This window comes from Blastopirellula sp. SH421 (assembly GCF_057808535.1).
On sequence record NZ_CM173712.1, the window covers coordinates 4669736 to 4683526 of the forward strand.

Here is a 13791-nt window from a genome sequence, read left to right on the forward strand (position 1 = left end):
GGCTCCTTACAATTCAAAGTTGAATCCATTTTTCACAAGCTGCAGATACTTCTCTCGATCAAAGCGATAGAGCCGCGCCGCGCGATGCGACACGTCTTGCTCTACTTCGTTCAAATCGTCGAGCACCCCCAGCCCCAACGCCTTCTTGCGAAAGTTGCGTTTATCAAGCGTGCGGCCTAGCACCGTCTCATACATCCGTTGCAATTGCCGCAGCGAAAATTTCTCTGGCAGCAGTTCAAAGCCGATCGGCTGGTAGCGAACTTTGCCTTGCAATCGCTCCTGTGCAATTTGCAAAATTTGATCGTGATCGAAAGCTAACGGAGGCAGATCATCCAGTTCAAACCAAGCCGCCGAGCGCGCGTCAGTCGCCGCTTCGATCTGGTGATCCTTCAGATTCACCAGTGCGTAGTAAGCGACGGTGATCACGCGGGCTCGCGGGTCACGGTTGACTTCGCCAAAGGTATAGAGCTGCTCTAAAAAGACATCACTAACGCCGGTTTCTTCTTGCAATTCGCGTAGCGCGGCCTGATCGAGCGATTCGTCCATTTCGACAAATCCGCCTGGCAGCGCCCAGTGGCCTTCATAAGGATCGCCGTTCCGCTGGATCAACAAAATCTTCAGACTCTCTTGATCCAGGCCGAACACCACGCAGTCTACGGTGACCGCTGGGCGAGCATATTCGTAAGTGAACGACATGGCTTAAACCTCCTCGCTCCAGCCGTGAGCAGCGTGGATCATTTGCTCGCGGAGTCGAAACAGTTTCTTATCGATCCCTACAGGATAGCTGTGCGGATTCAATAGCCGCAGCACGCTGGGATGAAACATCGCAAGCTGCGATTGGGTGCGCGATTGGATCTCGGTCAACGTCGGCGCTGTGTAAACCACTTCGCCTTGGCGGACGACCGGCAGCAATAGCGGCTCACTCTGCAGTTTCGTCGAGAGCTTCTTCCGCCGAGTCGGATCGCCGGGATCTATGATCGTGGTGGTGTTCGGCTCACCGAGCAACTCGTCGTACATCAGATCTCCGGCAACTTTGCCTTGTTGAAAAAATCGCCGCACTTGCCACCGGCCGGGGATGGTGGTTTTGATCCGTTGCTCCGAAAGTTTGATGCGGTGCTCCCATTGGCCCGCTTCGTTTTGGATCGCGGCCAGTTTATAAACCCCTCCCAGCGCCGGTTGATCGTAGGCGGTCGCTAATCGAGTGCCGACGCCCCAGACCGATATTTTGGCTCCTTGCGCTTTCAGACTTTGAATCACATATTCGTCCAAGTCGCTGCTGCCGACGATCGCCGCGTCCGCAAATCCGGCTTCGTCCAGCAAACGCCGAGCCTCGATGCTGAGATACGCCAGATCGCCCGAGTCGAGCCGAATGCCGGCCAACTTGTGTCCTCGCTGCCGCAGGCGCTCGCCTGCTTCGATCGCATGCCGAACGCCGTCGAGCGTGTCGTAGGTGTCAACCAGAAAAACGCAGTTGTTGGGCAAGACTTCGGCGTAGTCGGCAAACGCTTCTCGTTCGTCACCGTAGGCCATCACCCAGCTATGAGCATGCGTCCCTCGGACCGGAATCCCCAGCAACTTGCCCGCTAGCACATTGGAGGTCGCCGCCGCACCGCCGATAAAGGCTGCTCTGGCGGCGCTCAGCCCGCCGTCGATCCCTTGGGCTCGTCGCAAACCAAACTCCAGCACCGGTTCACCGCAGGCTGCCTGACAGATGCGGGCCGACTTGGTGGCGATCAGCGTCGAAAAGTTAAGCATGTTCAGCAGCGGCGTTTCTAATAACTGGGCGACCAACAGCGGCGCCGTTACCCGGACCAGCGGTTCGTTGGGAAACACCAATGTCCCTTCGGCGATCGCGTCGATATCGCCGGTAAATCGCAGTTGGGCCAGGTAGTCGAAGAATTCTTCTTCAAACAGCGGTCGATCGTCATTGCCTCGGAGCGTGGCCAAATAGCTTAAATCCGAGTCATCCATCTGAAATTGGCGAACATAATCGAGCGCTAATTCCAAGCCGGCGGCGACGGCGTATCCCCCACTGAATGGCAGCTTGCGAAAGAAGAGATGAAACGTCGCCAGGCGATCAGCACGCCGCTGTTTCCAGTAACCATAGGCCATGGTCAGTTGATAAAGGTCGGTCAATAACGCGAGCGACCCGCGATAGACGGCAGGCAACATGATTTTCGCCTCCTCGGATTCAATAGTGTGTTCTATACACTATTGATACCGCGTTCCGGGCGTTAGGTTCACGGCAATCCAATAAATTCCGTAAAAAAATGCGGGCATCCAGACCAACAGTCCTGTTGACGGTTTGGCGTAAGTCCGTTTCTAATCGTCCCTTTGACTGGCGCCTGAGCCGTTTTTTTCCCTCTGCGAGATCTTGGTAGGTTTTCTCCATGTCGCTCGTTTCCCCATTCGCTTTGCCTTTGGAAGCGGATCCCATGCACGAAGCAGCCCCCGAAGTCACCGCACTGGTCACCGCCGAATTATCGGACGATGACGATGTGGATGACTACGACACCTTCGATGATGATGACTTCGACGATGATTTCGACGAAGACTTTGAAGAATTCGAAGACCAGGAAGAACTGGGGGACGGGTTTGATGACGACTTGCTCGGCGAAGACGAAGAAGAGGCCGATCCCGCCTTCTTTGACGATGACGACGAAGAAAAAGAAGAGGAAGAAGAGCCGCTGGACGGCGATGACGAGAAAGAGTAGCTCGTAAGCCTCACGCCGACCCCGCGTCTGCCGACGCAGGGATACGGCTGATGAACTGCGGTTGATCACAAAATCAAAAAAGCCCCGCTGATTGCGGGGCTTCTTTTGTTATCGTTGCCAGAATCGCCGAAATTACTCGCGGCTGATACTTACGGCTGTTATTCGGCGCCGTGGCGTCGCGAACTGCTGCTGCTGGTGATTCCTGCTCGTTCTAGCAGCGACTTGCTGAGGATATCTTCCATCAGATTCTCTTCGGCCGGCGGCGGTCCGACGGCTCCTAGCTCGGCAGGATCGTACTTCAGTTCGTACTCATGCTTGGCGATGGCCAACTTATCACCGGGATCGATCCGTTTTTCGCCGGTCTGCACACGATGGCTGTTGACCTTCGTGCCGTTGCGGCTGTTTTGATCGATGACAAACCAGTACCCTTTACTGATGTACAACTGACAGTGATTGGACGAGACGTTTTTGAATCGCAGAACGATATCGCAGGTCTCGCGACGTCCAACCAACAAACTTTTTTTCAACAGGGGAATCGGATCCCCCCCACCCACGGGAATGAGTTCACCAAACATAAACGTGCCTCTTCGAAGTGCCCCTTCGCTTTTCGTCCCTTGGCCTAAGGCGAAAATAATTTAAGATAAGAGCTTGATTGGCCTTACGATCACTCTAACAACTTCAAAATAGCAGTCAATATTCCGTTGGTCCTTACTTCCCCCCAGACAAATCCCGATTGGCGACTCGCCGGGCACCGCTACTATTCGTATAACTTCTTTCTACGTAAGAAGTTCGGGCAACGAATCCAAAAAGTTAGCGTAGATGCAAAATTTACTTGCCCCAATGTGGACGGGACGGTGGCCAAAGGGGGTTGTACCTTCTGTGACAATCGTAGTTTCAGCCCTAGTCGCCGAGTCCCGATTCGCAAGATCACCGACCAGATCGACGATGGGATCCGCCGGCTGAAGATGCGGTACAAGGTCGAACGGTTTATCGCCTACTTCCAACCGGCGACCAACACCTATGCTCCGGTCGAGCGACTGCGCCCGCTGTACGAGCAAGCAGTCTCGCACGAAAAAGTCGTCGGCATGGCGATCGGCACGCGTCCAGACTGCGTTCCGCCGCCGGTGATGGACCTGCTGTCCGAGATGGCCGAGCGGACCTATCTGACGGTCGAGTATGGCCTACAAACCATCCACAACCGCTCGCTTGACTGGATGAACCGCGGACATCACGTCGATGCGTTCTACGATGCCGTCGAGCGCAGCCAGGGCCGTGGCTTCGAGATTTGCGCTCACGTCATGCTGGGACTTCCCGGCGAATCGCACGCTGACATGATGGCGACCGCCCAGGCGATCGCCGCATCGCCGATTCAGTCAGTCAAGATCCACAATCTCTACTGCGTGAAAAAAACGCCGCTCGCCGACCAAGTCGCCGCCGGCGAAGTTCGGTTGATGGAACTAGACGAGTACGCGAGTACGCTGGTCGATTTTCTCGAACTTCTGCCGCCGCATATGCTGGTCGAGCGGACCATCGGAGACGCTCCGCCAGATTACTTTGTCGGACCTGCTTGGTGTCTCGACAAACCGACCGCCCTCAAGACCATCGCGGCCGAATTAGAGCGCCGCGACTCTTGGCAAGGGAAGCATTTTCCGATTCATCATGAATGAAGCGAAAGCGGGTGATTCCCCTGACGCTTCGCGCTCGCGCGGCGGATGGGGCCAGTTTGCATTCGAGACCTGTGCGATCACGCTGATCTTCGCACTCTATGTTTTTGCGCTGGGCCCAGAGGTCAACGAACCTCACTATCTTTGCAAAGCCAAGCACTACTGGAATCCTGCTTGGCTATCGCACGACTTTTTTCTCTCGGCGCCGGGCGCTCATTACACCTTTTACTGGACGCTCGGCTGGTTAACGCTGTTCCTGCCGCTGCCGGTTGTCGCTTGGATTGGCCGCTTGATCTCTTGGTTTGCGCTGGCCGCCGCTTGGAGACGTCTCAGCTATCTAGTCATTCCGCAAAAATGGTGCAGCATCGCGACTGCGGCAATCTGGCTAGTGACGCTCCATTACGGTCATCTCGCCGGAGAATGGGTCGTCGGCGGCGTCGAAGGTAAAACGTTCGCCTATCCCTTTGTCTTACTCGCGCTGGGTCTGGCGATCCAAAACCGCTGGAATCAGGCGTGGGTTTCACTAGGAGTTGCGAGTGCGTTTCATATCTTGGTCGGCGGCTGGGCGGTTGTCGCACTGGGGGTCGCTTGGCTAATGGTCGGCCGCAAATCGGCGCCGCTGCTAACCATGTTGACCGGATTGATGGGGGGCGGCCTGATCTCGCTGCTGGGGCTGGTCCCTGCTCTGCTGCTAACCGCCGGAGTCCCGCCCGAGATGCAAAGCGAAGCGCATCAGCTGTACGTCTTCTATCGGCTGCCGCATCATTTGGTCGTCCATCGGATGGACGCGCTGCGGCAGATCTGCTTTCTCACCGTCACCGCTGGTTGGGCGATCTTTGCCTGGACAACGCGCCGCCACGGCGGCGCTGCACTGATCAACTGTTTTGCGGTGGGAAGCTTGTGCATTGCGTCAGCCGGCTTGGCGATCGACCAAATCTGCTGTTATTGGCTCGGCGACTTCGATCTGGGCGCCAAGCTGTTGCGCTTCTATTGGTTTCGGCTCAGCGACGTCGCCATCCCGCTAGGGTTGAGCCTAAGCGTTGGTTGGCGGCTGTTTTGCGTTACCCCGTCAGAGCAAAGCTCGAGTCTGCGGTACGCGTCGATCGCCGTCGTGTTGCTAGCGACCGGGATTGGCCTAGGGCTGCGTGTTGGGGCACGACTTACGGCGCCGATGCCGCCGGCTGATGAAATGGCGTCTGTCTCTGACTACGCCGCCTGGCAAGCAATGTGCCGTTGGATCCGCGAGCAGACCGCGCCTGACGCGACCTTTTTGACTCCGCTCAATCAAGGCAGCTTCAAGTGGAGTGCGCAGCGCAGCGAAGTGGTGACGCACAAAGACGTTCCGCAAGAAGCGCTCAGCTTGCTCGGCTGGAAAGAACGTCGCTGGCGCACCAATCGTTATGAACGTTTGACGACCGATCAAATTCGCCTGTTGAGTCACGACTACCAAATTGACTACGTTGTAGTCGACAAGCAGGCGCGTCCTAATTTTCAGGGTTGGGATTTTCCGCGCGTTTACCCGATCGACGAGCATTCTGATTCGCCTTATGAAATCTTTCGCGTCGAGCAGCGCTAACTCCACCGATTGGACTGGCCCGCTTTACCAGCAACTTGCAGAAGCCCTCCCTTCGCAAGCGTTCCGGGGGCCGATCTCGCCGCGATTGGTCTACGCGCGTCACCATGGACCTCCCCGCTATGATGCGCGCTTGGCGTCGGTTTTGATCCATCTCTTCCCACACCAAGGGGTCTGGTCGCTGCCGCTGGTCCGGCGTGCGGATGTAGGCGATGTGCATGCGGGGCAAATCGGGCTGCCAGGCGGCATGATAGAAGCGGCCGAAACAGCCGTTGACGCCGCCCGAAGAGAATTCCATGAAGAAACCGGAGTCGCGGTCGCCGCCAATCAGATCTGCGGCGAATTATCGCCGGTCTACATCTACGTCAGCAATTTCTGGGTGCGCTGCTTTGTTTCGGTCGGCGGCGAGGTTCCTGCGTGGTCTCCCTGTGATCGAGAAGTCGCGGAGCTCATTTTTCTGCCGCTCGCCGATCTTTGTAACCAGCAGATCCACTCGACGATTCAGGTCAATCGCCGCGGACTTCAACTTTCGGGCCCCTCACTGGAGATCGGCGGCAGTCAACTTTGGGGAGCGACTTACCATATCTTAATGAACTTCGTCCAAGCATTGCAGTTGCAACAAGCGGAATGCGCGGTCGGCGGCTGAACCTTCGCGGACTCCCCGTGTCTCCCAAGCCACGAAGTTCTATACTAAAGCGAACTTAACCAGAAATCGCCGCACTCAGCAATCGTCTTTGATTTGGGGAAAGCTTCATAATGACCATACGCGTTGGCATTCTTGGCGCCACAGGGTACACCGCATTTGAACTCGCGCGGATCTTGCTGCGCCACAGCGAAGTGCAGATTACCGCTTTGACCACGCGCCAAGACGATTGCCCGCACGTCTCGTCGGTTCACCCTCAACTGACAGGCCGGCTGGATCTGACGCTCGAGAATCTGTCGTCCGACCAACTTGCCGAACGCTGCGACTGTATTTTCGGCTGCTTGCCGCACGCCGCGTCCGCCGCGGTAGTGCCGGGCTTGCTGGAGCGTGGTCTGAAAGTTGTGGACCTCAGCGCCGATTATCGGTTGCGCGATGTCGCCGTTTATGAAAAATGGTACGGCGAAAAGCATCCCGATCCAGCTCGGTTGCCAGATTCGATCTACGGCTTGCCCGAGCTTTTCCGCGAACCCATTCGCGGCGCTGACCTGGTCGCCAATCCCGGTTGCTATCCGACATCCGCAACTTTGGCGCTGGCCCCGCTGCTAATGAACGGGATGATCCAGCCGACTGATATTTTGGTCGACGCCAAAAGCGGCGTCAGCGGCGCCGGTCGCACGCCCAAGCTGGGAACGCTGTATCCGGAATGCAACGAGAGCTTCTCCGCCTACGGCGTCGGCACGCATCGTCATACGCCAGAGATCATCCAGAACCTGGGCCAAGCGTCAGGGCAATCCTGCAGCTTGATTTTCACGCCGCATTTGGTTCCGATGGATCGCGGCATCCTCAGTACTTGCTACGCCAAGCCGACGTCGACGGTGACGACCGCTCAGGCCATCGCCGCGCTGCGTGAGTTCTATGCAAACGAACCGTTCGTCCAGGTTGTGGACGGACTGCCGGCGACCAAGCATGTCAGTGGAACCAACTATTGCCATCTCACCGCGCGTGTGGTCGGAGATCGGGTGATTGTCATTTCGGTGATCGACAACCTGATTAAAGGAGCCTCTGGCGCCGCGGTGCAAAACTTCAATTTGATGTATGACTTTGCGGAGACGACCGCCCTGGCCGACTAACAAGTTTGACCAGACATGATTCTGTTCGTAGCCCGATCCGCGAGTTTTGAGGGTTCCTAGAAATAGAACACGGATACCACAGAAAAAGAACGGATAACCACGGCAAGAAAACAAAGCTGGAATCTCGACCGCCTTCGACCCGGAGGGCCTGAACAGGAAGCCCCATGCAAGATCTTTTCCGACCGTGTAATTCCGTGCGAAATCCGTGGCTTCGCCCTGTTCCATTCTTCCTCTTACCTTCAATAGCACAACTGCAAAAAGCGTGCTTCAGGCGACAAAGAGCAAATCAAAGAACTTCACTCGACACTGTTTCCATCTAAATATAAGCGACGGCGAAATGGACGAACCTACCAAACAGATCGTGATTCCTGCTGGATTTCGCTTCGCCGGGGTCCATTGCGGACTCAAACGCAATCCCAACAAAGAAGATATCTCGTTGATTTTGTGCGATGCGCCGGCGACCGCCGCAGGCGTCTACACCACCAACAAAGTCTTTGCGGCGCCGGTTCGCTGGGATCGCAGCCGGACCCCGTCCAACAAGATCCGCGCTATTCTCACCAACTCGGGCAACGCCAACGCGTGCACCGGCGAACAGGGGGAAAAAGATTGCGCTGAGATGGCTGCAATTGTCGCTGCGCAAATCGGAGCGACCGCCGACGACGTGTTGGTCATGTCGACCGGCATCATCGGCGTCCACTTGCCAATGGAGAAGATTCGCCACGGAATCGTCGCCGCCGCTGGTCAAACCGGCGCCGAAGCCCCTGCGTTTGAAGAAGCGGCCCGCGGCATTTTGACGACTGACAATGGCAAAAAAATCGCTTCGCGCAATGTCGAAATCGATGGCCGTAGTTTCCGGATCGCAGGCATGTGCAAAGGTGCAGGCATGATCGCCCCCAACATGGCGACGATGCTGGGAATCGTATTGACCGACGCGCCCCTTTCGCCCGAACAGGCGCAAACGCTGCTGAGCGATGTCGCGGAGGAGACGTTCAACTGCATCCGAGTCGATGGGCATATGAGCACCAACGACACGCTGCTGCTGCTGGCCAGCGGCGCCGAAGGGGGCGCACCGCTGAACGATTCGCAACTCGCGAAGTTGCGTCACGAGCTGAAAGCGACCTGCGAAGAACTGGCCAAGTTGATCCCGGCCGACGGCGAAGGGGCGACTCATTTGATCAAGATCGATGTCGCAGGATGTGCAACGCGCGAAGACGCCAAAAAGATCGCGATTGAAGTCGCGGATAGCCCGTTGGTCAAAACGGCGATCACCGGCGGCGATCCCAATTGGGGACGAATCGTATCGGCCGTCGGCTATGCCGGCGTCGCGTTTGATCCGCTCCAATTAGAGCTGCGTCTGAACGATATTCTGTTGTACCAAACCGGCACGCCGGTCAAGTTTGAAGCCAAGACCGTTTCGGCTTCGATCAAAGCAAGCTTTGAAACGCACATCCAACTCACCCTGTTTGAGGGAGACGCCAGCGCCCGCGTCTGGGCCAGCGACCTGACGGTTGAGTATGTGAAGTTCAACGCCGATTACTCGACGTAGCTAGCGACTCCATGGATCCTGCCGGACAAAATAGTTCCCGACGTGCGAGTTTTGAAGATGCTATCTAGCAATTCATGAAGAATGGAACACCGATGCCCCGGCAAGAGAGACGGAAAACACGCTAAGAGAGAATCGCTGGGACAGAAAGGCTAAGCCGATTCGGCAAAACTTTCACTGCAATCTAGAATGGGAAGCTTCAGGCTTAGTGAATCTTTCTTACCGTGTAATTCCGTGATTTATCCGTGGTAACCGCGTTCTATTTGTTACGTTCCGGCCAAATAGCGCAACTTCATAACTCGCACGTCGGGCTCCTATTTTTAGGGATTGAGCTGCGGGAGCAACGGGGACCTGACCCCAATTGCTCTCGTCTTGCTAGCACTGCTACGCGCGCGGCGAAATCGCCCTGTATTTGATTGGGCGATAGCGGTACACTTCTGCGATCAATCGTCGATTTTGCGACGTGCTGCGCCAGCTTGATATCTCTATCTCTCCTGGAAGGATGGATTGCCCGATGAGTACGGAAGCCAACCCGCGAAAACTGACCGTCGCTATGATCGTGCGAGACGCGGCTGACGCGTTGGCCAGTTCGCTTTCCTCGATCGTCGGGATCGCAGACCAAATCGTGCTGGTCGACACCGGCTCGCAGGACGACACCATCGCGATCGCCCAAGCGCACGGCGTGACAGCGATCCCGCGAGCATGGGAAGATAGTTTTAGCGCGGCGCGCAACTTTGCGCTCACGCATGCCACCGGCGACTGGGTATTGTGGCTGGATGCTGGCGAAACGCTGGCGGCCGAAGACGCCCAAAGCCTGCGAGAGTTCGTTAATTCCGAGGCGGATCCTTCACTCGCCTACGTGATGATCGTCAAGATCCCGCAAGCGACCGGCGGGATTGGCTCTGAACAGATCGGCAAAATTCGATTGCTGCCGAACAATGGCCAGATTCGATTTGAAGGTCGCGTGCGCGAAACGCCGATCGTCTCGCTGGCCGAATGTGACATGCAGTTGGCCGCGATCCCCTTTCCGATCCGCCGCGCTTCGATCGAAAATGATCCGCAGCGGAAGAGCCGCAAAGCGGTCCGCGATATTCAATTGGTAAACCTAGAAATTCATGAAGTTGGCCCAAGCTCACGGTTGCTGATCTGCATGGCCGAGGCGATGCAAGCTCTAGGCGATCACCAGAACGCGTTGACGTTCTATCAACAGGCTGGACAACTCGCAGAACCGAATTCTACGGACTCGCTGGAAGCGTATTACGGGATCTTGACCGCTTTTGACGAGCAAGAAAACGGTCTGGAAAAACAGATTGAAACGTGCCTGAGCGCGCTCGAATACTATCCGCTTGACGCCCAGCTGCTGTGCGCGATCGGAGGTTATCTCCAGTCGCAAGGACACCTGGAACTAGCGATTCGCTCGTTTGAAACCGCCTACAAATACGGGCAGATCAATCCCGAGACCTGGCACATCGAAGATATCGATCAGATCGCCGTCTCGTGTTTCGCCTTAGCGACGCAACTGGCCGGCAAACCAGAAGCAGCCGAAGAGATCTTGAATACGGCGATCATCGAACATCCGCTCTCGATCCGACTCCGTCGACAATTGATCGACATGCATGTGAAGTATGGACGTCGCGCCGAAGCGATGAATCATGTTCAGGCCTTGCCTGATAGTTTTCCCAATCGCGAAGCATATCGCAGCGCCGTACGCGGCGCCGCAGCAGCCGCACAAAAGAACTGGGTCGCCGCTCGACCTTATCTGGAAACCGCCTATCGCAACGGTTGTCGAGAACCGCTTTGCCTGCGTTGGCTGAGCATCACGCTGCTGGCGCTGGGCATGCAAGAAGAAGCGATCGAGATTCTCAACGATTGGCGATCGCTCGACAATACTTCGCTCGAACCGCAACAACTTTTGGCCTCGATCGAGCAAGCGAACTCCAACCTCAACCTACCAGGCGAATCGCGCACGATTCGCGTCGACTCCAGCCAAACAGCCGCCAAAAAGGCTCGAGCAGCCGCCGAAGCGGCGCGACAACGGGATGCGAACACGATTTAACTTGGCGGCCGGACGCCAGGCAAGAATTAGCAGAGCTCTGTGAGCTCTGCTGAATTAGGTGGAGAGATTACTTTGCTGCACACGGCTCACAGAGCCGTGGCACGCAAAGCTTATTCCAACAGAGCGTTTCGGCTTACTTGCCGCCAACGCGTTGTAGCACGGTTTCTAATGTCTGGCGAAGCACTTGCCCGCTGTGACGCAATTGTTGCATCTCTTTCGGCCAGAGATCGACTTCAAACGTCCCAGCGACACCGTTGCGACCCACCAACGTGGGCACGCTGAGTGCGACGTTGCGAATGCCATAGCAACCGTTTTGCACGCTGGAAACTGGCAGCACTTGATTCTTGTCAAGCGCGATCGCTTCGATCACATCGCGAATGGCGATGCCGACGGCGAATCCGGCGCCACCTTTCTTTTTGATCACTTCGGCGCCGCTGCCGCGGGTTCGTGTGAACAACTCCGAGGCTTTGCTGGGGGTCCAGCCGGGGAACTTGTCGAGCGGCAAACCATTGACGGTCGCAGCTGACCAGACCGGCAACATGCTGTCGCCGTGTTCGCCCAGGATGAGCGCTTTGACTTGCGTCGGCGGCAACTTCATCTCTTGCGCGATCAACGCGCGGAAGCGGATCGTATCCAACTGCGTGCCAAGTCCGATCACGCGGCTCGTCGGCAGGTCCAGTCTTTGGGCGGCCAAGTAGGTCAGAATGTCGACCGGGTTCGAGACGACAAAGCAGATCGCATCTTTCTTGACTCCAGCGCTTTTGACGCTGTCCAAGATCGACAGAAACAGATCGACGTTACGGTTGATCAGATCTAAGCGGCTTTCGTCAGGCTTGCGACGTAGTCCCGCGGTGATGCAGATCACGTCGCTGTCGGGGATATGCTCGTAGCCGCCCGAGGTGATAACTTGATCGGCGATGCTCGGAGCGCCATGCAGCAAGTCTAACGCATGCCCGCCGGCAAGATCGGCATTCAGGTCTAGCAGCGCGATTTCGCGAGCGATCCCGCCGCACTGCAGCGCAAACGCCGCACACGAACCAACCAAACCGCCGCCGCCGATGATGCTAACTTTCATAACTCTCAACCAATTAGGGAGTGATCTGCGTGGGTGATGCTTTTGCGTGGGATCCAATGACTAATGTCTAAGGACGGAATGTCTAATGAAGCCTGAAACCGCTCATCTTCGTTTACATTAGACATTAGGATTTAGTCATTCGTCATTCGTGATCTACGCCCGATTACGATCGCTTCGACAACTCGGCCATCACGCGGCTGGTGATCGCTTGAATCAATGCTTCTTGATCGCTGGTCACCGGGGCCGCCGCTTTGTTGGCGTTGGGGCCCATCGCCGGAGGCGCCGGAAACGCTTTGCGTTCGATCAGCGAATCTTTCCAGCTGTCGCGGAAGATGTCGTTGGCGCAGATGTCGCAATCTTTGTACTCTTCGGTGTTGCGCGGATCGCTCCAACCCCAACGCTGCTTCAGGTCGAGCAGTTCGCGTTCTTTCTCTTCTGAGAAAAACTCGACGCGGCCCAATTGCTTGGCCAGAATCAGCATGCGGCAGTAGGCGTCTAAGATCTCGGTCCACCAGTAAGCGCGTTCGACCGTTTCGCCGTAGCTGACGGTGCCGTGGTTCGCCAACAAGATGATGTTGGTCTTGTCGACGAACGGCAGAATCGTTTCGGCGAAGGCTTTGCCGCCTGGGGTTTCGTACTTGGTGATCGGGACGTCGCCTAGGAAGACTTCGACTTCCGGCAGCACGCATTGCGGGATCGGCTCACGAGCAATCGCAAAGGCGGTCGCATGCGGCGGATGACAATGGACGACGCTCTTGATGTCGGCGCGACGCTGGTAGATCTCTAGGTGCAGCAGCGCTTCGCTGGATCGCGGCTTGCTGCCGGCGATCTGCTTGCCGGTCATGTCGATCGTGGCGATGTCTTCAGGCTTTAAGAAGCCTTTGGACTGCATCGTCGGCGTGCAGAGAATCTCATTCTCGCTGACGCGAACGGTGATGTTGCCGTCATTGGCGGCGGCGAATCCCTTGTTGTAGATTCGGCGGCCGATTTCACATATGTCTTGTTTGATACGGTGAACGTTCATCATCGCTTGTCTGCTCGCTAAACTGGGAGACAGGGTTGCTAGTCAATTGCGGGGTGACTAGTCAATTATTGGTCACGTAAATGAATGGTATCGAGGATCGCCGCGTTGTACGCGTCGACCGGCTTGAGTTCTGGATAAAACGGCTGGGCCGCTTCTCCCCCTTCGCTGAGCGCGATTTGTTCGCCCACGCCTGCCGAAAGGGAGTCGTACACCACCAAAAATTCATCCTCCAGAAAATCACCCTCGCCGCGCAAATGTTCCAGCGTCAGCGGCACGGCCAGTTTGAGCTGGGCGCCCTGCAAGCTGGGGTGAACGCGACTAAGCGTCACCTTGCCGACGATTTCTGCGATTCGCATGAGTTCTTCGTCT

General features: G+C 56.5%; 13 protein-coding genes. 7 read left to right on the forward strand and 6 right to left on the reverse strand.

What is annotated here, in order from left to right; all coding sequences use genetic code 11:
* Positions 1 to 6: 6 nt before the first annotated feature.
* Both SH421x_RS18890 and SH421x_RS18895 read right to left on the reverse strand, forming a co-directional pair.
* On the reverse strand, positions 7 to 696 hold the full coding sequence (locus SH421x_RS18890) for an NUDIX hydrolase (protein WP_488851399.1): 690 nt from the start codon (positions 694 to 696) through the stop codon (positions 7 to 9).
* A 3-nt stretch (positions 697 to 699) separates the two neighbouring features.
* Entirely contained in the window at positions 700 to 2172 is a 1473-nt protein-coding gene (locus SH421x_RS18895) for a nicotinate phosphoribosyltransferase (RefSeq protein WP_488851401.1), read from the reverse strand.
* Between the two features lie 218 nt (positions 2173 to 2390).
* Here SH421x_RS18895 and SH421x_RS18900 point away from each other — a divergent pair, with 218 nt between their 5' ends.
* On the forward strand, positions 2391 to 2714 hold the full coding sequence (locus tag SH421x_RS18900) for a hypothetical protein (protein ID WP_488851403.1): 324 nt from the start codon (positions 2391 to 2393) through the stop codon (positions 2712 to 2714).
* A 158-nt stretch (positions 2715 to 2872) separates the two neighbouring features.
* Here SH421x_RS18900 and SH421x_RS18905 read toward each other — a convergent pair whose 3' ends face one another.
* On the reverse strand, positions 2873 to 3289 hold the full coding sequence (locus tag SH421x_RS18905; RefSeq protein WP_488851405.1) for an FHA domain-containing protein: 417 nt from the start codon (positions 3287 to 3289) through the stop codon (positions 2873 to 2875).
* 126 nt (positions 3290 to 3415) lie between these two features.
* Between SH421x_RS18905 and mnmL the strand changes: the two genes are divergently transcribed.
* From mnmL to SH421x_RS18935, 6 genes are all read left to right on the forward strand, one after another.
* Complete coding sequence (gene mnmL, locus SH421x_RS18910; protein ID WP_488851407.1) at positions 3416 to 4381, forward strand: tRNA modification radical SAM protein MnmL/YtqA; 966 nt, start codon at positions 3416 to 3418, stop codon at positions 4379 to 4381.
* Positions 4374 to 5954, forward strand: a complete 1581-nt coding sequence (locus SH421x_RS18915; RefSeq protein ID WP_488851409.1) for a DUF6798 domain-containing protein — start codon at positions 4374 to 4376, stop codon at positions 5952 to 5954. Before mnmL ends, SH421x_RS18915 begins: the two co-directional genes overlap by 8 nt.
* Positions 5926 to 6597 (forward strand): NUDIX hydrolase, encoded by a 672-nt coding sequence (locus tag SH421x_RS18920; protein WP_488851411.1) that lies wholly within the window; start codon positions 5926 to 5928, stop codon positions 6595 to 6597. Before SH421x_RS18915 ends, SH421x_RS18920 begins: the two co-directional genes overlap by 29 nt.
* 110 nt (positions 6598 to 6707) lie before the next feature.
* Entirely contained in the window at positions 6708 to 7724 is a 1017-nt protein-coding gene (argC, locus tag SH421x_RS18925) for an N-acetyl-gamma-glutamyl-phosphate reductase (RefSeq protein WP_488851413.1), read from the forward strand.
* Between the two features lie 337 nt (positions 7725 to 8061).
* Positions 8062 to 9270, forward strand: a complete 1209-nt coding sequence (argJ, locus tag SH421x_RS18930; protein ID WP_488851415.1) for a bifunctional glutamate N-acetyltransferase/amino-acid acetyltransferase ArgJ — start codon at positions 8062 to 8064, stop codon at positions 9268 to 9270.
* 511 nt (positions 9271 to 9781) lie between these two features.
* The gene (locus tag SH421x_RS18935) at positions 9782 to 11323 is read left to right on the forward strand and encodes a tetratricopeptide repeat-containing glycosyltransferase family 2 protein (protein WP_488851417.1); all 1542 of its coding nucleotides are present in this window, start codon (positions 9782 to 9784) and stop codon (positions 11321 to 11323) included.
* Between the two features lie 133 nt (positions 11324 to 11456).
* Here the strand turns inward: SH421x_RS18935 and SH421x_RS18940 are convergent, their stop codons facing one another.
* The 3 genes from SH421x_RS18940 to SH421x_RS18950 form a co-directional block, all read right to left on the reverse strand.
* A complete protein-coding gene (locus SH421x_RS18940; protein ID WP_488851419.1) occupies positions 11457 to 12398 on the reverse strand; it encodes a lactate/malate dehydrogenase family protein in 942 nt (313 codons plus the stop codon).
* A 163-nt stretch (positions 12399 to 12561) separates the two neighbouring features.
* The gene (locus tag SH421x_RS18945) at positions 12562 to 13425 is read right to left on the reverse strand and encodes a class II aldolase/adducin family protein (protein WP_488851423.1); all 864 of its coding nucleotides are present in this window, start codon (positions 13423 to 13425) and stop codon (positions 12562 to 12564) included.
* A gap of 62 nt (positions 13426 to 13487) precedes the next feature.
* On the reverse strand, positions 13488 to 13778 hold the full coding sequence (locus SH421x_RS18950) for a EutN/CcmL family microcompartment protein (protein WP_488851425.1): 291 nt from the start codon (positions 13776 to 13778) through the stop codon (positions 13488 to 13490).
* Positions 13779 to 13791: the final 13 nt, after the last annotated feature.